Consider the following 22355-nt stretch of genomic DNA (forward strand, 5'->3'; position numbering starts at 1 on the left):
AAGTGGACTGTGGAGACATAGTCCATGGAGGTTTGAGAGGGTTTTTAAACACAGAGGCACAGAGACTTCACGGAGAAAATCGAGAAAATAATTCTCTGATTGCTCTGTGAAGTCTCTGTGCCTCTGTGTTTAAAAACCCTCTTTAAATAGAAAATAAAGGTGTTTCGCTAAGGCGCGATGCGACGGTCAGGCGGGTAGTACCCATATGCGGGCGAAACAGGTCGTGGGCTACCTGCGGGGAGTTGTTCTGCGCCGACAGGTGCGCCAGTACCAGGTGCGACAGGTCAGACGAGCGGTGGGCTAGGAACAGGTCGAGGGCCTGCTGATTCGACAGGTGACCGTGCCCACCCCGGATTCGCTGTTTCAGGTAGTGCGGATACGAGCCGTATTCCAGCATCTGCTCGTCGTAGTTCGCTTCCAGAAAAGCCGCCTGACAACGGGCAAAGTGATACGTCAGCCGATCGCAGGGTGTGCCGATGTCGGTAAATACCCCGACGTTGACACCCGCCTGACTAACGACGAAGCTAAGCGGGTCGACGGCGTCGTGGTATTTGGTGAAGGCGTGTACCTGCAAATCCCCAACCTGAATCAGCGCGTCATCACAAAGCGACAGCACGGCCAGCTTCTGATCTAAACCCGATAGCTGCCGCCCCGTTTTGGGGGTAACATAAACGGGCAGACCGTATTTTTTCGCCAGCCGGGCCACACCCCGTACGTGGTCGGTGTGCTCATGGGATACGAAAATAGCCTGAATTCGGCGCGGGTCCAGCCCCAGCCGCTGCATCCTGAACTCAGTTTGCGAACAGGACAAGCCCGCGTCAATAAGTACGGCCTGTTCGTCGTTACCGACGTAATAACAATTGGCATTACTCCCCGAATTCAGGGCTGCAAACACTAACGACATAATGAAAAAGGAGCCTGCCAGCAAACGCAATGACAGACTCCTTTTTAACCGCTTCCGGGCAAAACCGGTTCAGGTTTACTCGCTCAGTAGTTGTTTCCGAACCGCATTGACAAAATCGACTGACACACCCGCGATCTCAGCGATCAGGGTTGTATCGAGCCCCTTCCGCAGGGCATTTCGCACTGTTTCTGTCTTTACCGATTCTCTTGCTTCCGCAATCTTGCGCTTTTCAGCCTGCACGACCTGCGCATTGGCCGAAATAGTCATTTCATACTGTAGCCGCTGTTCTGGCGAGAGTGATCGCTTGTCCAGTTCATCAATGGCAAGGCGTAACCATTCCTCGTCCCAAAACGGCGGAAACTGCGTTGTATCGGTAATTTCGTGAAGTGTCTTCATTGTGTAGGCGAGTTTATCCAGATCGCTGCTGATCGCGGAAAGCTCTCTGCTAAATTTACTTAACTCCAGCGTAATATACGTTATCTGGTCGTCAATCAGTTGGTTGTTGGCGTTTTTCAAAACTGCTACGTTATGGTAGTTAGACACGTGGTGCAGAGTCGTAGCCGCCAAGATACCAATGCAATAAATACGGGGTAGTTTATCAAACGAATACTCACCTTTTTGAATCAACGTGTTGAGTCGGTACAGGGCATAGAATTTCATGCGTTGAATAAACTCCGGGTATCTGCCCAGTTGCATCTCTACAATGAACTGATTCCCGACCTCATCGGTGCAAAATAGATCGTATATGCCACTTCGGCTGTCGCGGGTTATGCCCTGAATCTCATTCTGCACAAACGTTGCTTCCTGTATGGCATTGGGCGAGTTTATAAGCGCTTGAAGGGCCTTCCGCAGAAAGCGGGTGTCCGACTCGTTGCCAAACGTCACTTTAAAGCCGTAGTCAGAAATTAAGGGGATAAATCGTTTTTCGTCTTTGTACAAATCCATGCGTCAGTTACGGGTAGTGCGAAGTACACACTGTGTCTACAAGTATAGACTAACCGCATGAAAACTCGCGCTGACTTCACCAAAACCGTACCACCTCTCATCACTATTCTACCGATTGACCGCTGAAAAGCACCTATTTTTGTCAATTCTTCATCATGAACCCACTTTGTTTGTGACTAACCCCGTTCACTCCACTCGTTTACTAACTGCTTCGCTGCTGCTTGCCGCTCTGACAACACAGGCGCAGGTGCCGGGCCGACAACCCCACTGGACACCCGATGGCAACACGCTGCTGACCGCCGAACCCGGCATGATCTCGCGCAACAATATGCGTACGGGTCTGAAAACACCGTTTCTGAGCAGTAGCCAACTCAAGCAGCCAGGCACCGATCAGCCCCTTCAAATCACTGACTTTGCGCTATCAGCGGATACGAATGCGGTGCTGGTCTATACCAACACCGCCCGCGTCTGGCGCTACAACACACGGGGCGACTACTACCTGCTCGACCGCAAAACGGGGCAGCTGCGGCAGATCGGTAAAGACCGGCCCGCTCAGTCGCTGATGTTTGCCAAACTGTCGCCCGATGGTAAGCTAGTAGCCTATGTCAGTGGCCATAACCTGTATGCCGAAGACGTTGCGACCGGCCGCGTAACGCCCCTGACGACCGACGGTACCGACCGGCTGATCAACGGTACATTCGACTGGGTGTACGAAGAAGAATTCGGTTGCCGCGACGGCTTCCGGTGGAGCCCCGACAGCAAGCAGATTGCGTACTGGCAGGTCGACGCCAGCAAGATCCGGGATTATCTGATGCTCAACACCACCGACTCGGCTTACTCGCACGTCGTGCCGGTCGAGTACCCGAAGGTTGGGCAGGACCCCTCGCCTACCCGCGCCGGCGTAGTCTCGGTAACGGGTGGCCCGACGCGCTGGCTCGCCATCCCCGGCGATTCGCGGCAGCATTACCTGACCCGGATGGAATGGTTCCCGACTGGCAGCACGCTGATTCTGGAACAGCTGAACCGCAAGCAGAATCAAAGTAAAGTATTCGTCTGCAACCCCGCTACGGGCGCGGCCAACGCCATTCACACCGAAACCAACACAACCTGGATCGACTCGAAAGCGCGCTGGAATGAGGGCGACCCCAGCGGCTGGGAGTGGCTCGACGGTGGTAAGTCGTTTCTGTGGGTGTCGGAGAAAGACGGCTGGCGGCACATCTACCGCATCAGTGCCGACGGCAAACAGGAAACACTGCTCACGCCCGGCAACTACGACATCGCGTCGCTCGAACTGGTCGATGAAGCAGGCAAGCAGGTGTATTTCGTAGCGTCACCCGATCAGCCAACGCAGCGGTATCTGTATCGCACGGGGCTTGACGGCAAAGGCAAAGCGACCCGCGTAACGCCGATGGGCCTGGCCGGAACGCATACGTACACGCTCTCGCCCGGCGGCAAACTAGCCCTGCACGGCTTCAGCAATTATCAGACGCCCCCCACCCGCGAGTGGATAAGCCTGCCCGCGCATACGCCCGTCAACGCACAAAACAGCATCGCGGCTAACAGCAAACCAATCAACAAGTCGAACGTGCGGTTTTTTCAGCTCACCACCGACGACAACGTTACGCTCGACGGCTGGATGGCCCGCCCCGCCGATTTCGACAGTACGAAAAAATACCCGGTCGTTTTCTACGTCTACGGCGAACCGGCGGGTAGCACCGTCGACGATGGGTTTTCGGTCGGCACCAACCGGCTGTACAACGGCGACATGGCGAAGGATGGCTACGTATATGTCGCGCTCGACAACCGGGGCACACCCAACCTGAAAGGGACCGCCTGGCGCAAGTCGATTTACCGGCAAATTGGTCGGCTTAACATCCGCGATCAGGCGATGGGTGCGCGTAAGCTGCTGAGCCAGCATCCGTATCTGGACAGTAGCCGGGTGGCGGTCTGGGGCTGGAGCGGTGGCGGCTCAACGACGCTGCACCTGCTGTTTCAATACCCCGATATCTACAAAACCGGTATTTCCATTGCCGCCGTGGGTAATCAGTTGTTCTACGACAACATCTATCAGGAGCGATATATGGGCCTGCCGCAGGAAAACTTGGACGATTTCGTTGCCGGTTCGCCCATCACCTACGCCAAAAACCTGCGCGGTAACCTGCTCTACATCCACGGTACGGGCGACGACAACGTGCATTACGACAATGCCGAAGTGCTGATCAACGAACTGGTGAAGTACAACAAGCAGTTTCAGGTGATGCCCTACCCCAACCGATCGCACGGCATATCGGAAGGCCCCGGCACCAATCAGCACCTGCGGACGCTCTACACCAATTACCTGAAACAGTACTGCCCGCCGGGTGCACGCTGATCTTCTAGTTGTCTGAGACAGCATCCCTGCTGTCTCAGACAACCTTCCTAACCCCCGTACACTAGCTATGAAATCGTTTTTTGTTCTGCTTACCGTCTGCCTCCTCAGCCTGACCCATGCGCAGGCACAGCGGTATGAATTTACCCACGACGATACGCTGCGCGGGTCTGTTACGCCCGAACGGGCCTGGTGGGATCTTCAGTTTTACCACCTCAGCGTCCGCGTCGACCCGACCGACAGTACCCTGAGCGGCACCAATGAAATTCGGTACAAAGTGCTGAAACCCATGCAGCGGATGCAGATCGATCTACAGCGTCCGATGCGAATGGTCAGCGTCGAGCAGGATGGTAAGTCGCTCCCCTTTCGGCAGGATGGCAACGCGTATTTCATCACGCTTACCAAACCACAGCAGACTGGTCAGCAGGAAAGCGTGATTGTACGATACGCGGGGAAACCGCACGTCGCCAAGCTACCACCCTGGGATGGTGGCTTCGTCTGGTCGCGGGATAAAAAAGGCGGCTGGTTTATTGCCACGGCCAATCAGGGGCTGGGCGCGAGTTCGTGGTGGCCCTGTAAAGACCACCTTTACGACGAGCCCGACTCAATGGCCATCAGCGTGACCGTACCGGAAGACCTCATGGACATCTCGAACGGGCGGCTCCGTAAGGTCACGACCAACAGCGACCATACCCGCACCTTCGACTGGTACGTACAGAACCCGATCAACAACTACGGTGTCAACCTCAACATCGCCCATTATGAGCACTGGTCGGAGGTGTACAACGGCGAAAAAGGCCCGCTCACGGTCGATTACTACGCGCTACCCACCCATGGCGATTCAGCCCGCAAGCAGTTTCGCGAGGTGCCGCGTATGTTGAAAGCGTTCGAGTACTGGTTCGGCCCGTATCCGTTCTACGAGGATGGCTATAAGCTGGTTGAAGCACCGTATCTGGGCATGGAACACCAAAGTTCTGTGACCTACGGAAACGGCTTCCGCAACGGCTACCGGGGCCGCGATCTGTCGCAGACGGGGCTGGGCCTGCTCTGGGATTTCATCATCGTTCACGAATCGGGGCACGAGTGGTTCGCCAATAACATCACGTACCGCGACGTCGCTGATATGTGGATTCACGAAAGTTTTACCAACTATTCGGAAAGTCTGTTCACGGAATATTATTTCGGCAAACCCGCCGGAGCGCAGTACGTGGTGGGTTGCCGCGCCCTCATCCGCAACGACCGGCCTATCATCGGCACCTACAACGTCAACCGGTCGGGGTCGGGCGATATGTACTACAAGGGCGGCAACATGCTCCACACCATCCGGCAGCTTGTGGGCAACGACGAGAAATGGCGACAAATCCTGCGGGGCATGAACAAGACGTTCTATCACCAGACCGTGACGGCCGCGCAGATCGAGAACTACATGATAAAGGAGTCGGGCATTAACCTGAAACCCGTTTTCGACCAATACCTGCGGACAACACAAGTCCCGGTGCTGGAATACCGGCTTACACCGGGCGGATTTCAATACCGCTGGGCCAACACGGTACCGGGTTTCGCGATGCCGGTGCGTATCTGCGCCAATGAAAACGGCCCCTACCAACTGCTGAAACCTACGGCGCGGTGGCAAACGGCAAACAGCCCCAACGTCAAAACACTCACTGTCGACGCCGACTATTACGTATCGTGTAAGCAGTTGTAGCGAATGTGTAGCCCGACCACGCAACTTCGCAACACTATCGCGGCACAGTGGTTATAAACTCACATCCGTTTAGCTGATTCTATACCATGCGTCTGCTGCTTGCTTCCGTTCTATTTTGTGCCGCCACGTCGGCCTATGCTCAAACGAGCGACTCGACAACCCGACGGTTGCCCGCAACGACCAATACGCAGCCCGTTGTGCCGCCGGGAATCGACTCACCCCTGTCGGCACCCGGCACGCTGATGCAGTCAACACCCAACCCCAGCGCGGCCGCTGAGCCGCTCAATAAGGAAGGTCGCCGGAAGCGGACAGCTCCCCATCGAGCCCTCGTTCGTTCGGCGTGTCGATACCGTTTGGCAAACCAAAACGCGATACCGTGCGGGTCAACTAAGGGCAACGAACCGACAGATCAAGTAAAAGCGTGGGTTTTGGCGAGAAATAGCTGTTTATTAACGGCTGTTGACCGCCAAAACCCACGCTTTTATGCCTGTAGTAGCTTTCCGCATGAAACTCCGCCCCGGTTGCCAGGCTGAGTACCAGCGACGCCACGCCGAGATATGGCCTGAGCTGCTGACGCTCCTACACGACAGCGGCATCAGCGACTACCGTATTTTTCTGGACGAATCCACTGACATGCTGTTTGCCAGTCAAACAATTTCGGGTGAATCATCGCAGGCGCTGGGCCAAACCGAAATCGTGAAACGCTGGTGGGCCTATATGGCCGACCTGATGGATACGAATGACGATAACTCACCCGTCAGCGTCCCCCTGCGCGAGGTATTCTACATGCCCTAAGCGTCTTTTCAGCAAAATCCGTTACCTTTCCAGGAGTCAATCCTATCTTCGGATTTTCACATCCGACTTTTATACCCATGGTTACGACTAAACTAATCCCCCGTACACCCGAAGCCGTTGAACCACCGCTGCTGATTAAATCCATATTGGCGCAGTCGCTCCGGTATGAACCGCAGCGCGAAATCATCTATCGCGATCTGTTTCGCATGAACTACGTCGAGTTCAACAAGCGGGTTCGGCGGCTGGCCAATATGCTGACGGGACTGGGCATAGCGCCGGGCGATACGGTCGCGGTACTGGATTGGGACAGCCACCGGTATCTGGAGTGTTTTTTCGGTGTAACGAGCATGGGAGCCGTACTGCACACGGTCAACGTCCGGCTGTCGCCCGCGCAGATTCTGTACACGATGAATCACGCGCAGGACAAAGTCGTGCTGATTCACGAAGATTTTCTGCCGATTCTGACAGCCATAAAAGATCAACTGACAACGGTTGAGAAGTATGTCATTCTGTACGATAAGGTATATACCGACCTGAACGCCGTGGGTCAGGTACCGGCCGGGTTTAGCTGCGAATACGAAGCCGCCCTGCGCGACGAATCCGACGAATACGATTTTCCGGATTTTGACGAGAACACCTGGGCAACGACGTTCTACACGACTGGCACAACGGGTAATCCGAAAGGCGTTTACTTCTCGCACCGGCAGTTATTCATGCACACGATGGGCCTGAGCACGTTTGTCTGCGGTTACCAGGCGGTGCCATTCTCGTCTACTGCCGACGTATATATGCCCATCACGCCCATGTTCCACGTCCACGCGTGGGGCTTTCCGTTTCTGGCGACGCTGCTATCGGCCAAACAGGTCTATCCGGGCCGGTACGAACCCGAAGTGTTGCTGAAACTGCTTCTGTCCGAAGGCGTAACGCTTTCTCACTGCGTTCCGACGATTCTGACGATGCTGGTCAACAGCCCCGTTGCGAAACAGGTCGATCTGTCGCGCTGGAAAGTAATTATCGGTGGGTCAGCACTGACGAAGGGGCTGGCCAAAGCCGCCCTTGAACTGGGCATTCAGGTGTATCAGGGGTACGGCATGTCGGAGACGGCACCGATCATGGCCCTGACCCAGCTCAACGATACCGAGCGGCCACTTCCTATCGATGAGCAGGTCGATTACCGCACACGGGCGGGGCGGGTTGCGCCCTTTGTCGATATCCGGCTCATGGACGACGATGGTAATTTCGTACCCCACGACGGGCATTCGCTGGGCGAAGTCGTGGCGCGGGGCTATTGGATGACACAGGGCTATTACGAAGACCCCGAACGCGGGGCCGATCTCTGGAAAGGCGGCTGGCTCCACACCGGCGACGTTGCCAGCGTGACGCCCGACAACTGGCTGATAATTGCCGATCGTACCAAAGACGTGGTCAAAACCGGGGGCGAATGGGTGTCGTCGCTTGACATTGAGAATCTGTTGTCGCAGATTGATGGGGTTGCCGAAACCGCCGTTGTGGGTCTGCCCGATGAGCGGTGGGGCGAGCGACCGCACGCGCTCGTTGTACTGAAACCCGGCACTGATCTGACCGCCGACAGCATCCGGCAAATGCTCCGCGATCGCATCGAAGCGGATCACCTCAACAAGTGGTACCTGCCCGACCGTATTTTGTTTGTTGCGGAGATACCAAAAACCAGCGTCGGTAAAATTGATAAGAAGCGCATTCGCACCGACATGAAAGACCAAATTCTCAACACCTAACCTCCCCTATGACCCGTATTGGCTTACTTTCCGACACCCACTCTTACCTGGACGACCAGCTATTTCGCTACTTTGATAACTGCGACGAAATCTGGCATGCCGGCGACGTGGGCGATTTAGATGTGCTGAAGAAGCTACAGGCATTCAAACCGGTGCGGATCGTTTGCGGTAATGTCGATGTCGAAGATGATTACCTGCCGTCGCACCTGCGGTTTACGCTTGAAGGACTCGACATCTGGATGACGCACATTGCGGGTGCCCCACCCCGCTACAACCCGATTGTGCGCCCGAATCTCAAGCTGAATCCGCCCAATATTCTGGTGTGCGGCCACTCGCATATTTTGAAAGTCCTTCGCGACCCAACGATGGACAACATGCTGTATGTTAATCCCGGTGCGGCCGGGAAAACAGGCTTTCATATTGTCCGAACGGCAGTACGCTTTACTCTGAACGATCAAAAGACGCAGGATATGCAGGTGATCGAACTAGGTAAGCGCTGATAGCGACCGACTAAAAACAGAAATGGCCCATCTACGAAAGCGGATGGGCCATTTCTGTAATATATCAGCTGCGTTTAGATCGGCAGTGTCGTTTCCTGCGGTTCGGTTTCTTCGGGCTTAGCTTCACGGCCAATCTCCTCTTTCACCTCTTCAGCAACACCCCGGTTCTTGTACGCCTGGTAAACCGTTTCGCGCTCAAATGGTCGCTTACCAATCAACCGCACCAAGTCATTCTGGTACAGAATCTCCTTGGACAACAGTTCTTTGGCGATTATTTCCAGTGCTTCGCGCTTGTCGGTCAACAGATCTTTCGTCCGGTTGTAGGCGATGTCAACAATCTTGCGAACTTCTTCGTCGATGTGCTTCGCCGTTTCTTCCGAGTATGGCTTGTTGAACGCATAATCCGATTGCTTGGAGTCGTAGAATGACACGTTACCAATCTTGTCGTTCATGCCGTACATCGTTACCATGCTGTATGCCAGCTTCGTAATGCGTTCCAGATCGCTCAGCGCACCCGTCGATACCTTGCCAAAGATTATGTCTTCAGCCGCCCGGCCGCCCAATGCCATGCACATCTCGTCCATGAGCTGCTCGGTGCGGTACAGATACTGCTCACGCGGCAGGTACTGCGCGTAGCCCAGTGCGGCCACACCACGTGGGACAATCGTCACTTTCACAAGCGGATCGGCGAATTCGAGGAACCAGCCCGTTACAGCGTGACCCGCTTCGTGGTACGCGACGATCTCCTTCTCTTCTGGTGAGATGATCTTGTTCTTCTTCTCCAGACCACCAATTACCCGGTCCATCGCGTCCTGAAAGTCCTTCATGTCAACCGCATCTTTGTCGCTACGAGCGGCAATCAGGGCAGCTTCATTACATACGTTGGCGATTTCAGCACCGGCGAAACCAGGCGTTTGCGCGGCCAATTCTTTCGGATCGACGTCGGCAGCGAGCGTGATTGGCTTCAGGTGAACCCGGAAGATCGCTTCACGACCGATGATGTCTGGCTTGTCGATACTGATCTGACGGTCGAAACGGCCGGGACGTTGCAAGGCTGGATCGAGTACGTCGGGGCGGTTAGTTGCCGCCAGGATGATGATACCTGAGTCGGTCGCAAAACCGTCCATCTCTACCAGCAGCGAGTTCAGCGTATTTTCCCGCTCGTCGTTTGCACCCGGCATTGCACCGCGTCCACGCGACCGGCCAACGGCGTCGATCTCGTCAATAAAAATGATACAGGGCGCTTTTTCTTTGGCCTGCTTGAACAGGTCACGCACACGGGCCGCACCCACACCGACGAACATCTCGACAAAGTCGGATCCCGACAGTGAGAAAAACGGCACACCCGCTTCACCCGCTACAGCTTTCGCCAGCAGCGTTTTACCAGTACCCGGAGGGCCAATGAGCAATGCGCCTTTTGGAATCTTCGCACCAAGTTTGGTGAACTTGGTAGGATTCTTCAGGTAATCGACGATCTCTTTGATCTCTTCCTTTGCTTCGTCTAGTCCGGCTACGTCGTTAAACGTAATCCGTACCTTATTGTCAGCATCAAACAGGGCAGCTTTCGATTTGCCGATGTTAAATATCTGACCACCAGGACCACCAGCACCTGACATCCGGCCGAGCAGAAAGTACATCGCCAGAATCATCACGATCAGGAAACCCCAGGTGCTTATCATACTGCCTATGTCATTTCGACTCTCAAACTTGTAGTCGACCTTCTCATTGTCTGGCACTCCCTGTTGCATCTGATCGAGGTCCTTCTTGAACGACTCGGCAGATGCGATCTGGAACTGGAAGTGTGGACCGTGGTTCGTTCCGAAGTACGGCTTGTCGGCAAACATAGTCCGGTACTTGGGGCTTTGCGCGGCTTGCTGGGTCAGCGATACTTCGGCGATGCGGTCGTTAACGACAACGACATCAGCGACCTCTTTATCTTTTACCATCCGTTCAAACCGTTTCTGCGAAATCTCGCGCACGGCAGAACTCTTGTTAAAAAACGTAATACCCAGAATGGCGGCAATCAGCAGAGCGACAATCCAACCCTGAAAATTGGGCTTACGACTTCCTCCGCGTGGCAACATTGAATTCTTATTGTTGTTTTCTGACATTTCCTCAGGCTGTACGAGCGGATTTAAAAAAGTAACACCGCGTGAGCGGCTAATGTTTCCCGGCTATGCTAGTTGGGACAAGCGGTTGATCGTACTTGGGAGCGGCTGAAAACAACGCTGGCATTACCCTCAGGCAGCCACTTGCGTATCTTCCGCAATTCGCTGAATTTCAGCGTCTCCCCACAACTGTTCAAGATCGTAGAACTCCCGGCGATCTTTTTTGAATACGTGCGCTACCACGTCTACGTAATCGAGCAGAATCCACTCACGATTCAGCTTCCCTTCCTTGTGCCAGGGGTCCTGCTTGCTGAGTTTGTAGACCTCTTCCTCAACTGAGGTCGAGATAGCGTCAATCTGCGTGTCGGAATTACCGGAACACAAAATGAAGTAATCACAAATGGCATTCTTCACGTTTCGCAGGTCCATCACCACAATATCCTGGCCTTTCTTTTCCTGCATGCCGCGCACGACGAAATCGCGCATTTCTTCGGCACTGAACATATTTTCAGGGGTACTTATCATGCTTTCGGTTTAACATTGCAAATCGGGTCATTCAGCGGGTGCATTACCGATAGACGTTAAACACGTCTGCCGCACCATGGTTCGACCCATTCCTCTTTAAATCTAAACAAAGTTTTGTACAAAATCTATCCCAAAACGATTTTCACCGGGCAAATAGTCCATTACCTGCCAAGCTGTCAGTCTACCAACGATGAAGCCGCCGGTTTGATTGCCCACAGCGACCCCGCCGAAGGAACACTGGTCATTACCGATCAGCAAACCGCTGGCCGGGGGCAGCGTGGTAATCAGTGGGAAGCGCAGACCGGACAGAACCTTACCTGCTCGCTTATTTTACACCCGACTTTCCTGCGGGCCACCGAACAGTTCTGGCTCAACATGGCTGTTTCGCTCGGTATCTATGACACCTTACATCCGCTCCTCGGCGAACGGGCGTCGGAACTGCGCATCAAATGGCCAAACGATATTTACGTAGGCACGCGCAAGATGGGCGGTATTCTGATTGAAAACGGCGTGCAGGGCTATCAGCTGGCAACGTCGATCATTGGCATGGGCCTGAATATCAATCAGACTCAGTTTGGTTATTCGACAGCCACTTCCCTTCAGCAGGAAGCGGCTCTGCCCGACGGTTACGACTTGCCGGGGCTACTTGGCCAGCTTTGTGAAAAACTGGAAGCGCGTTACCTGCAACTGCGAACAGGGCAACGCGACGCAATTCGTGCCGCGTACCTACAAACGCTCTATCGCTATCAGCAGGAAGCACCGTACGAAGCGAACGAAGAGCGCTTCAGCGGCACTATAACCGGCGTCGATGAAGCCGGACGGCTCATCATCAACGAATACGGCCGGGAACGGGTGTTTGGGTTTAAGGAAGTAATCTTTTTGTAAAGAGCGAAAGAGCGATTGTCCTAGACGACCGCTCTTTCGCTCTTTATTTCAAAATCCCCTCTTCCACTGGTGTGCCGATGTTACCGCTGGGTTCCAGCACGTTCAGGATGGCAGTGATCGTCGGGGCAATGTCGTGAATGTGCGTCCGGCGGAACGTATGGCCGGGTTTCACCCCCCAGCCGTAGAGTAGAAAGGGCACATGAGTGTCGTAGGCGTACGTCGTGCCGTGGGTCGTACCCCGGTTGCGACCTTCGATCCAGCCCGGCTGCTGCAATACATAGAAATCACCGCTCCGATTAGGGTAGTACACGTTGCGGAACATGTTTAGCTGAATTTCGGGAATTGCTTCGGCCCCCAGGTTGTGCAGATTTATAACGTTGGCAATCCCGTTGAGTTTGATGAGTGCGGGCTGTAGCAATTCATACACCTGCTGCATCGGAATTTTCTTCTCAGCGAACAACGGCTGATTTAGATAAACCTGCTGGTTCAGGTATGTGAGCATCCATTTGCCAGGGCCATACGCCTTCTCCAGCGTTTCACGAATTACTGTACTGACCTCACCGCCACCGCGCACCCCGTTCGGAATACGGTATTCCTGCAAAAAGCCCGGCACATCGGCGGCACCGTGGTCAGCTGACAGAAATGCAGTCCAGCTGCCAGCACCCAGCGATGCATCAAGCTCGGCAAACAGTTCGGCCAGTTGTTTGTCGAGCCGAATGTAATTGTCTTCCGTTTCGATGGCGTGCGTACCGAAGGCATGGCCAATGTAGTCGGGGGTAGAGAAACTGACGCATAGCATATCGGTTACGTCGTGCTTACCCAGCTGCTCACCTTTCAGCGCAGCCAGCGCAAACTGCTTCGTCAGTTCGTCGCCGAAGGGGCTGGTCCGCAAGCCTTCGTATTTGGGGCTACCCGCCTGCACCACGAATCCGTGCGGAAATACCGATTTCGTTTCTCCCGTCATCAACGATTCATACGGTTTATCGTCGATCGTACTTTCAGTGTATTTCGCCATCGGCAGGAGCGGCTCCCACTTCTGCCGGATGTATTGTTCGGCCAGTTTTCGGTCGTTAAATTCCTGAACCCACTGCGGTAGCTGCGGACCGTAGAACGTGCTGGAGATAAAATTACCGTCTTTGGAGTCGAACCAGAACGCGCCGTTGGCTGCGTGGCCCGCTGGCAGAATAGCACCCCGGTCTTTCAACGCAATGCCAACTACACGGGCTTTCCCGTCGGTAGCGAGCTTTAGCTGATCGCCAATGGTCGTAACCAGCATATTCTGGGGCGACATTCGGCCCGCCGAACCCGTGTTACCAACTGTACTGACGGTCGTGTCTTCGGCGCAGTAAACGATTCGGCCTGCGTTACGATCGTAGAAATCATTACCAACGATACCGTTGAGCGCTGGGGCTGAGCCTGTGTAAATAGCCGTGTGGCCGGGACCAGTGTAAGTAGCTGCGTAGTGGTAATGGTTGTTGCGGGCGTTGAATCCCTGATCCATCAGCCGACGGAAACCGCCCTTACCGAACTGGTTGTAGTAGCGCGACAGATAATCGTAGCGCATCTGGTCGATCACGATGCCGACGACCAATTTGGGTTTGTTGAGGGCTGGAACAGACGCCGACACGGCATTCTGACGCTGGGAAGCGGCTTTCTTGGTTTGAGCGACAGCTGGTACGGCCAGTACTGCCGTTAACAGAAAAGACGTGAGTAAACGCATACACGCTGGTTAATGAGGTTGGGCAACAGGCCGCAAAGATACAAACACAGACAGTGCCTGCGGGATACGTATCAATTTGTTAACGGGGGAAGAAAGCGGTATTCCGTTTACAGTGTACGGTTCACAGTGGCTGACATAGGCAAGTGCCCACCCGACGGAGCTTTTGCGTGCCGTAAACCGAATACCGTGTACTGAAAACCGTCTATTTACTCCGGTCGATCGTGTATTGCACCAGCTGGTGAAGCGACTGCCGGTAGCGCGAATCGGGGAAGGCATTGAGCAATTGCTGGGCCTCAGTCACGTACTGATTCATAGCCTCCGTTGCGTATTCAATACCGCCCGACTGCTTGACAAACGTAATTACCTCGTCGACCTTTCGGGGGTTTTCGCTTTCGTTCTTAACCAGATTAATGATTCGTCGCCGGTCGAAGAAACCCGCATTGTTGAGGGCGTAAATGAGCGGCAGGGTCATTTTTTTCTCCTTGATGTCGATACCGAGTGGCTTACCGACTTCCGCCGTGCCATAATCGAACAAATCGTCTTTGATCTGGAAAGCGATGCCTACTTTTTCGCCGAACAACCGCGCCTGCTCAACCTGCTCGGCCGACGACCCGACCGACCGGGCCCCCACCGCACAACAAGCGGCAATCAACGACGCAGTTTTCTGCCGGATGATTTCGTAGTAAACCGGCTCCGTGATGTCGAGCCGACGCGCTTTCTCGATTTGTAGCAGTTCGCCCTCGCTGATTTCACGTACTGCCGTCGAGACAAGTTGTAGCAACTCAAAATCGCCGTTATCGACCGAAAGCAGTAGTCCGCGCGACAGCAGATAGTCGCCGACCAGCACCGCAATTTTGTTTTTCCAGAGCGCGTTAATGGAGAAAAAGCCACGCCGATAGTTCGAATCGTCGACTACATCATCGTGAACCAGCGTCGCCGTGTGCAGCAGTTCGATCAGCGATGCTCCCCGATACGTTGCTTCAGCGATGGTGCCGCAGACGCCCGCCATCAGAAAAACGAACATCGGCCGCAGCTGCTTGCCTTTCCGCTTCACGATATAACTCATGATGTGGTCGAGCAGGCGGACGTCGCTTTTCATTTGGTTCCGAAACTTCTGCTCGAACAAAGTCATTTCAGCAGCAATCGGATCCTGAATATCGGCGACAGTAAGGGCCATTGTAGGAGTATAAGTCAGTCAGTGGGGTTTCTGGCCTGGTGGGCCGGAGTACCGGATGGCGGGAAATCGTAGGCAAGTATAACACCGAAAGCGCAGACCCTGTTCTATTGCGACAGAAATAGGCGGTTTGGGGCTGACTGCCAGCGAGTAAGTTTCTTTTGTATATTCAGTGAAAACGCCCAACTTACCCCGGTATCATTTGTCGCAGGTTTCCAGTATGATCGATAATCCGGTCCCGCCGTCACCCCATCCCGATCAGGTTCCCCCGCCGTCGCGTCCGCCCGTCAGCGCACTCGTGCTGGGTGGTGGATCACTCAAAGGCGCTTTTCAGGTGGGAGCGGTAATGGCGCTTTTTGAAAGTGGCTTCGTTCCCGATAAGCTGTACGGCATTTCTGTCGGCTGCCTAAACGCTACGTTTCTGGCCAACTCAGCCGCCAAACAGCAGGCCGAAACGGGTAGTGTCGACTGGGTGAAAGCGGGCAAATACCTGATCGAGTTCTGGATTCGCAACATCACCCGCCCCGACGATGTGGCCGTGCTGCGTTCGCGTTTTCGTATGGGCTACAGCACGCTGATGAGCCGATTCGATGGCCTGCTCGACAATTCACCCATTCAAAACCTCATCCGGCAGCACGTCGATCTGAACGCCTTGAAAACCGGCCCGGTCAGCCTGAAAGTGGGGACGGTTGATATTATCGACGGCGATATGCGCTACGCCGACGCAACCGACCCTAATTTTCTGGAATATGTGTTTGCCAGCAGTGCACTACCCATCCTGATGCCCGCCGTACAGATCGGGGGCGACCATCGCCGGGCTTTTCTCGACGGGGGATTGCGCGAAGTGGCTCCGCTGCGTGTAGCTATCGAAGACGGAGCTACTGACATTGCCTGCGTCGCCTGCCACGCCAAGAAGGTTTACAACGAGAAGTTTAACTACCGCAACCTGCTGAACCTGATGGACCGGGTGAAAGACATCACGGTCAATCAGCTGGTGAACAACGACATTGCCTGGGCCGAGCGATTTGCCGAGCGCGAGCAGTTTCACGGTCGGCCACTGCACATCAGCGTCATCCGCCCTACCGAGCCGCTCTCACTGAACCTGATGAAATTCACCTCCGACGACATCGGCCGGATGATCGTGCAGGGCTATCAGGCGGGTGTCGACGCGCTACGCACCGAGGCCCCTCACTGACACGAAGTCTATTTCTGATATCATCACAAACAAAAACGCCCGGCTATTGCTAGCCGGGCGTTTTGCATATAAATCTGTACTGCGCTTAGTTGAAGATGTAACGCAGGCCAAGTTGTGCCTGCCAGCGGTTGGCGATAGCCGAGCCAACCTGGAAGGTATTTGTACGAGCGACCCGGTTCGTTGCATCCAGATAAGGAAACTGGAATACTGGACGTCCTGTACCACCGGTGCCGTTATCGTAACCGACAAACGAGATTGGCGAAGCCGTGACAGCCGTTTGTGCGTTACCCCAGTTGGAGTTAATCAGGTTACCGACGTTGAAGACGTCAAGCGATACCTGGAACGCGTGGCGGGTTTTGCCAATATTAAGACCAAACTCCTGAAGAATTTTCAGATCGAGACGGCTTATAAAAGGGGTCATGGCTCCGTTGCGCTCGGTATACTGACCACGACGCTTGCTCAAATAAGGGTCCTGATCAATGTAATTGTTCAGATCTCTCCACTGATCGGCAGCCGAATACGTAACAGTCGTAACACCACCAGTAGTTGCCGTAACATCACGCAGGCGAATGTCGTCCTGTGTACGTGGCACGAATATGAGATCGTTCGAGTTCTGGGCATCTCCGTTCAAATCGCCAGCATACACGTAGGAGTACCGGTTACCCGAAGCACCATTGTAGAACAGCGAAACGGTGGTAGCAGCGTGCTTATTAGCGTACTCAAAGCGGTAGGCAGCAACACCAATGACCCGGTGTGGCTGCAAGAAGCTAGAGTAAGAAAGCACGTTTGCGTTAGGATCGCCCGAAATAGAGCGGTCACGCCAGATCGACTGCGCAATAGAACCACCATCGTTTACCGAACGTGAATCAGTGTACGAGTAAGCCGCTTTCGCGTAGAAACCATTGGCGAACTGCTTAGAAATTTCAGCTGTCAGGTTGTACGAATAGCCCTGATTCGTATTACGCATCAGGATAGCGTCCGTAATGATCGGACTAGACGCGCTAACTGCCGTTCCCGATAGAGCGGCACCGGTTGTAGCATTCTGACCGTAGATCCGGTTGTAGGCTACAGAGGGCAATCCAGCAGTGTTGTTGGTGTAATAGATAGGCCGGTTGTCACCACCGTCTGGGCCACGCAGGTTCTGGGTTGAGTTGGGCAGGTTTACGTTCTGATGGTATACCGCGTTTATATCCTTCGTAAAGATACCTTCCAACGTTAGAATGAAGCCTTTACCAAGGTTACGGTCAATACCTAAGTTTGCCCGGAATACCTGCGGAAACTTGAAATTAGGATCGGCGATAGCAATGTTATACGATGTATTGGCCGCAGCACCAGCTGGACGATACCGGTTCACGTCAGGGCTGAATGGACGAGCATTATCACCGGTTGCGGGGGGGTTATTGATCTGCGATGAACCGAACAACACACCGTTGTTACTAGCTTGGTTCGAGATCCAGACGTACGGTACGCGGCCCGTGAAGACACCGGCACCACCACGAATCTGCGTGATACGGTCATCGTTAACATCCCAGTTGAAACCAACGCGTGGAGAGAACAGCAGCGATGCCTTCGGAAACTCAGCTGTATTTAGGCGTACGCCATCACGAAAGCCAGTCAATGCCAGCAGGTTTGTATTCTGCTGAATTTCGGTTGGAATCGTTGGAACATCGGCGCGTAGACCAATCGTAAATTTCAGATTCCGGCGAGCTTGGTATTCATCCTGAACATAGGCACTGTACTGAGCTGCTTTGATATCAGCGTAGGGGAAACTTCCATCTGGCAGAGCCGAGTACTGAATCTGGAAGCGAGTCGGATTAGCAATGGTAGTGCCGCCGGCAATGGGCGTCTGCGTCGCATTGCTGATAAACGCGTCGACACTGGCAAACTGGTAGTTCCCGTAGTAGTTAGGCGCGAAACCGTTTCGGAAGCTGTAGAATTCGTTGTAGGTACCCAGTGTAAATGTGTGCTTCCCGGCGAAAATCGTGAAGTTGTCAGAAATCTGGAATACGTTCGAATTCAAGATGTTGAACGCAGAGAATGGCTCATAGCCGAACGATGTCAGCTGAGTTCCCGAACCATTTCCGATGTCGACAAGCGGAAATGTGCTGGGCAGGTATGGGCTTTCCCGAAAATCCCGGAACGCGGAGTAACCCGCCTGCAACGTATTGGCGAACTTCGAACCAAAGGTGCTGTTCAACTCGCCGATAACTGATTGAAGGTTGTTGTTGATCCGGTAGAACGACGACAGATACGGCAGCGCGTTCACGTTCGGACCACGCCCCTGAGGCAGCGCACCGGAAGACGATGGGGTGATGTCTGCGTACGATGTCAGGAAATTGTATTTTATGTTCAGCTTATGATTCTGCGAGATGTTCCAGTCTAAGCGAGCAGTTCCTTTATCGCTGTTCGATGGCAACGTATAGTTCTCGTATGGACCAGGATTGAAACCATACTGCTGCTGAATAAACGTAGAGAGCCGGTCCAGGTCGGCCGCCGATGACCGCGACACGTTATCACCAGTTAAGCCCGACCGGGCAGCTACCCAGTTACCTGGTACTCCGTCATTCCGGCGTTCACGCTCGTAGTTGACGAAAAGGAACAGTTTATTTTTGATGATTGGTCCACCCAACCGGAAACCAATGTTGTTCAGACTGAAATTGTTGATCGGTTGCTCCTGCCCAGCAATTTTCTTACCGACGAAGCTCTGATCCCGAACATAGTAGTATACCGAGCCCTGCACTTTGTTTGAGCCGCTACGGGTCACTGCATTGATACCAGCTCCAGTAAAGGCACCCTGTCGCACGTCATAAGGAGCAATGGTCACCTGAATCTGGTCGATAGCGTCAATAGAAATCGGTTGGGCACCGGCCTGACCGCCTACCGTCGATGACAAGCCAAACGCGTTGTTGAAGATGGCACCATCTACCGTGAAGTTGTTATAACCGCTATTCCGGCCAGCGAAACTTAATCCGTTAGCACGTGCGTCCAGACGAGTGAAATCAGCGAAAGAGCGGTTCAACGTAGGCAACGTAGTAATCTGCGTATTTGAGATACCCGTAGCTGCTCCTGTGCGATTGGAGTTGATAACTGAACTGCGAGCCCCCGACACGACAACTTCGGTCAGTTGCTTTCCTTCTTCAGCCAGTATAACGTCCGCATTAGCAGCAGCCCCCAGGTTGGCGGTCAGATTTTCCACCTTCTTTTCAGTGTAGCCTACGTAGCTGATCGTCAGGGTGTACGGACCACCAATACGAACAGCGGGGAAGTTGTACTGTCCCTGTGTGTTAGTCGTGGTTCCGTAATTAGTCCCTGAGGGTGTATGGACAGCGACAACGGTTGCACCTGGCAATGGTTCACCTTTTGAGTCAGTAACTACGCCACTGATCGAGGAGGTAGTTACCCCCTGCGCTCTGACTGTGCTCACGCCGAACACGATCAAAAGCATACTGCTGATCAGCAAAAAAGCTAACCTGAATTGCAGTAGTTGTTTAGACATAAAAATTGGTTGGTTTTAGTTTGTACTGTTGAGAAAAAACTCTCCGGTTGAGTACTCCACTTTTGGCCGCAAATATGCCATAAATTTTGGCGGCACCAACGCCCCACTTCTTCCAAAAGTACTATTATGCATGCATACCAAACCAGATTCACGGAATAGGCCAAAAACAGTATTCTTCTGTTCTATTTCCAGTGTTAAGTTTTTGTTAAGCAGACTGTACGGGTCGCGCATCTCCTTCCACTCCGAACCATTCGCGCACCGCGCGTGTACTCAAACATACATTTGATTTATACATCTCGCGTAAATCGGTTCTGACTGATTCCTCATGCTCTCAACAGACACCAGTACCATCAAACTCACTCAATACAGTCACGGGGCCGGCTGCGGCTGTAAAATTTCGCCCCAACTGCTCGACACGATTTTACACAACCGCACAACGGGTCGCCAACAGTCCGCCGATCAGCCGCTTTTTCCTGATTTGCTCGTTGGCAACGACTCGCGCGACGATGCCGCTGTGCTGGACCTCGGCAATGGTGAAGCGGTTATCAGCACGACCGATTTTTTCATGCCGATCGTCGACGATGCCTTCGATTTTGGGCGTATCGCTTCGGCCAACGCGATTAGCGACGTGTACGCGATGGGTGGACAACCAATCATGGCTATCGCAATTCTGGGCTGGCCTATCGACAAGCTTGCCCCCGAAGTAGCCGGGCAGGTGATCGAAGGGGCACGGGCAGTGTGCCGGGAAGCGGGTATTCCACTGGCTGGCGGGCACAGCATCGACTCGCCCGAACCTATTTTCGGGCTGGCCGTTACGGGTCGTGTCCGCATCGAGGATCTGAAACAAAACAACACCGCGACGGCGGGCTGTCGGCTATACCTGACCAAGCCACTGGGCGTCGGAATTTTGACCACAGCGCAGAAAAAAGGCATTCTCAAGCCCGAACACGCCGATCTGGCACCCGCTCAAATGGCGCAGCTCAACAGCCTTGGTGCCGTGCTGGGCAAGCTGCCCTACGTAAAAGCCCTGACCGACGTAACAGGTTTCGGCCTGCTGGGCCACCTGACTGAAATGGCCGAAGGGTCGGGCCTTAGCGCCGAGATCGACTACGACGCCGTGCCGAAACTGCCGGTGGTCGACGAATATCTGGCGCAGAAAAGCTTTCCCGGCGGTACGGGCCGCAACTGGGCCAGCTACGGGCATAAAATCGCCGACCTGACCGAAACGCAGCGCTACGTACTGGCCGACCCGCAAACGTCGGGTGGTTTGCTGGTTGCTGTCTTGCCCGACGATACGGATGAGTTCGAACGGGTAGCCTCCGAAAATGGCTTCGATCTGCACCCGTTCGGTACGCTGGTACCGCAGCGCGAACGCGTCATCTACGTGCAGTAGCAGGGAGGCCGGGGAAACAGCGTCCGGTCCGTTTCCCCCGTTAATTTCCAATTCCCGGCTACTCCGGCTAGCTTTGGGCCACATTTCGTTTACGTATGAAATTATACTTTCGTCAGGTCGGGGAAACGGGCCCGGCTATCGTTATTCTGCACGGCCTGTTCGGCTCGTCGGATAACTGGCTGACAAACAGCAAGACTATTGCTGAGATGGGCTACCGCGTCTTTCTTGTCGACCAGCGCAACCACGGGCAGTCGCCCCACGCGGCCGAGCACGACTACGTGAGCATGGCCGACGACCTGCGCGAATTCCTGACCGACCACAGCCTGAGCGACGCCATACTGGTGGGCCACTCGATGGGTGGCAAAACGGTGATGCAGTACGCCATGCTGTACCCCGGCACGTTCAGCAAGCTGGTCGTTGTCGATATAGCGCCCAAGTTTTACCCTATCCACCACGCCGAGATTATTCGTGGTTTCAACGCCATCGACCTTTCTACGCTGAAGAGCCGTAACGATGCCGACAGGGTTATGAGTCAGTACGAGCCGTCGCTGCCGGTGCGACAGTTTCTACTCAAAAACCTGTACCGCACTGAGGGGGGAAAATTTGCGTGGCGAATCAACCTGCCGCTGATTGAACGTGAATTGCACGGCATCGGCGACGACCTCACCAACACGACTGTCGTTATCGCGCCTACCCTATTTATCCGTGGTGGCCGATCGCCTTACATCACCGACGACGATATTCCAGCGATTCAGCTGATGTTTCCGCATGCCACCGTCGCCACCATCGAAGAAGCCGGCCACTGGGTACAGGCCGAAAAGCCCGACGAATTTGTGGCCATGCTGATGAGATTTGTAACAGGTGAGTTGTAAAGTTTTATAGTCGTAG

Annotated in this window: 17 protein-coding genes; 9 read left to right on the forward strand and 8 right to left on the reverse strand. The window is 54.2% G+C overall.

Going from position 1 to position 22355, the window contains the following annotated elements; genetic code table 11:
- Window positions 1–142: 142 nt before the first annotated feature.
- Both HH216_RS22740 and HH216_RS22745 read right to left on the reverse strand, forming a co-directional pair.
- Window positions 143–904: an MBL fold metallo-hydrolase gene (locus HH216_RS22740; protein ID WP_169552943.1), complete on the reverse strand. Its 762-nt coding sequence runs from the start codon at window positions 902–904 to the stop codon at window positions 143–145.
- Between the two features lie 75 nt (window positions 905–979).
- Entirely contained in the window at window positions 980–1849 is an 870-nt protein-coding gene (locus HH216_RS22745; protein ID WP_169552944.1) for an Rpn family recombination-promoting nuclease/putative transposase, read from the reverse strand.
- 310 nt (window positions 1850–2159) lie between these two features.
- Between HH216_RS22745 and HH216_RS22750 the strand changes: the two genes are divergently transcribed.
- Both HH216_RS22750 and HH216_RS22755 read left to right on the forward strand, forming a co-directional pair.
- Window positions 2160–4220, forward strand: a complete 2061-nt coding sequence (locus tag HH216_RS22750) for a S9 family peptidase (RefSeq protein WP_169553491.1) — start codon at window positions 2160–2162, stop codon at window positions 4218–4220.
- A 67-nt stretch (window positions 4221–4287) separates the two neighbouring features.
- Window positions 4288–5922, forward strand: coding sequence for a M1 family metallopeptidase (locus HH216_RS22755; RefSeq protein WP_169552945.1), 1635 nt, complete (start codon window positions 4288–4290; stop codon window positions 5920–5922).
- Window positions 5923–6061: 139 nt separating this feature from the next.
- Here HH216_RS22755 and HH216_RS22760 read toward each other — a convergent pair whose 3' ends face one another.
- The gene (locus HH216_RS22760) at window positions 6062–6208 is read right to left on the reverse strand and encodes a hypothetical protein (protein ID WP_169552946.1); all 147 of its coding nucleotides are present in this window, start codon (window positions 6206–6208) and stop codon (window positions 6062–6064) included.
- 197 nt (window positions 6209–6405) lie between these two features.
- On the opposite strand from HH216_RS22760, the gene rhaM reads away from it, so the two are divergent.
- From rhaM to HH216_RS22775, 3 genes are all read left to right on the forward strand, one after another.
- The gene (rhaM, locus tag HH216_RS22765) at window positions 6406–6717 is read left to right on the forward strand and encodes an L-rhamnose mutarotase (protein WP_169552947.1); all 312 of its coding nucleotides are present in this window, start codon (window positions 6406–6408) and stop codon (window positions 6715–6717) included.
- Window positions 6718–6794: 77 nt separating this feature from the next.
- The gene (locus HH216_RS22770) at window positions 6795–8471 is read left to right on the forward strand and encodes a fatty acid--CoA ligase (RefSeq protein WP_169552948.1); all 1677 of its coding nucleotides are present in this window, start codon (window positions 6795–6797) and stop codon (window positions 8469–8471) included.
- 8 nt (window positions 8472–8479) lie between these two features.
- Window positions 8480–8971 (forward strand): metallophosphoesterase family protein, encoded by a 492-nt coding sequence (locus HH216_RS22775; RefSeq protein ID WP_169552949.1) that lies wholly within the window; start codon window positions 8480–8482, stop codon window positions 8969–8971.
- Between the two features lie 74 nt (window positions 8972–9045).
- Here the strand turns inward: HH216_RS22775 and ftsH are convergent, their stop codons facing one another.
- Window positions 9046–11082 (reverse strand): ATP-dependent zinc metalloprotease FtsH, encoded by a 2037-nt coding sequence (ftsH, locus tag HH216_RS22780; protein WP_169552950.1) that lies wholly within the window; start codon window positions 11080–11082, stop codon window positions 9046–9048.
- A 129-nt stretch (window positions 11083–11211) separates the two neighbouring features.
- Complete coding sequence (gene rsfS / locus HH216_RS22785; RefSeq protein WP_169552951.1) at window positions 11212–11604, reverse strand: ribosome silencing factor; 393 nt, start codon at window positions 11602–11604, stop codon at window positions 11212–11214.
- A gap of 114 nt (window positions 11605–11718) precedes the next feature.
- Here rsfS and HH216_RS22790 point away from each other — a divergent pair, with 114 nt between their 5' ends.
- Entirely contained in the window at window positions 11719–12489 is a 771-nt protein-coding gene (locus HH216_RS22790; RefSeq protein ID WP_169552952.1) for a biotin--[acetyl-CoA-carboxylase] ligase, read from the forward strand.
- 43 nt (window positions 12490–12532) lie between these two features.
- Here HH216_RS22790 and pafA read toward each other — a convergent pair whose 3' ends face one another.
- Window positions 12533–14209: an alkaline phosphatase PafA gene (gene pafA / locus HH216_RS22795; RefSeq protein WP_169552953.1), complete on the reverse strand. Its 1677-nt coding sequence runs from the start codon at window positions 14207–14209 to the stop codon at window positions 12533–12535.
- Between the two features lie 202 nt (window positions 14210–14411).
- A complete protein-coding gene (locus tag HH216_RS22800) occupies window positions 14412–15386 on the reverse strand; it encodes a polyprenyl synthetase family protein (RefSeq protein WP_169552954.1) in 975 nt (324 codons plus the stop codon).
- Window positions 15387–15603: 217 nt separating this feature from the next.
- Between HH216_RS22800 and HH216_RS22805 the strand changes: the two genes are divergently transcribed.
- Complete coding sequence (locus tag HH216_RS22805) at window positions 15604–16578, forward strand: patatin-like phospholipase family protein (RefSeq protein ID WP_169552955.1); 975 nt, start codon at window positions 15604–15606, stop codon at window positions 16576–16578.
- An 85-nt stretch (window positions 16579–16663) separates the two neighbouring features.
- Here HH216_RS22805 and HH216_RS22810 read toward each other — a convergent pair whose 3' ends face one another.
- Window positions 16664–20074 (reverse strand): TonB-dependent receptor, encoded by a 3411-nt coding sequence (locus HH216_RS22810; RefSeq protein ID WP_254448573.1) that lies wholly within the window; start codon window positions 20072–20074, stop codon window positions 16664–16666.
- Window positions 20075–20399: 325 nt separating this feature from the next.
- On the opposite strand from HH216_RS22810, the gene selD reads away from it, so the two are divergent.
- A complete protein-coding gene (gene selD / locus HH216_RS22815; protein WP_169552956.1) occupies window positions 20400–21467 on the forward strand; it encodes a selenide, water dikinase SelD in 1068 nt (355 codons plus the stop codon).
- Between the two features lie 95 nt (window positions 21468–21562).
- Entirely contained in the window at window positions 21563–22339 is a 777-nt protein-coding gene (locus HH216_RS22820) for an alpha/beta fold hydrolase (protein ID WP_169552957.1), read from the forward strand.
- Window positions 22340–22355: the final 16 nt, after the last annotated feature.

The sequence above is a fragment of the Spirosoma rhododendri genome (assembly GCF_012849055.1).
GTDB classification, from domain to species: domain Bacteria; phylum Bacteroidota; class Bacteroidia; order Cytophagales; family Spirosomataceae; genus Spirosoma; species Spirosoma rhododendri.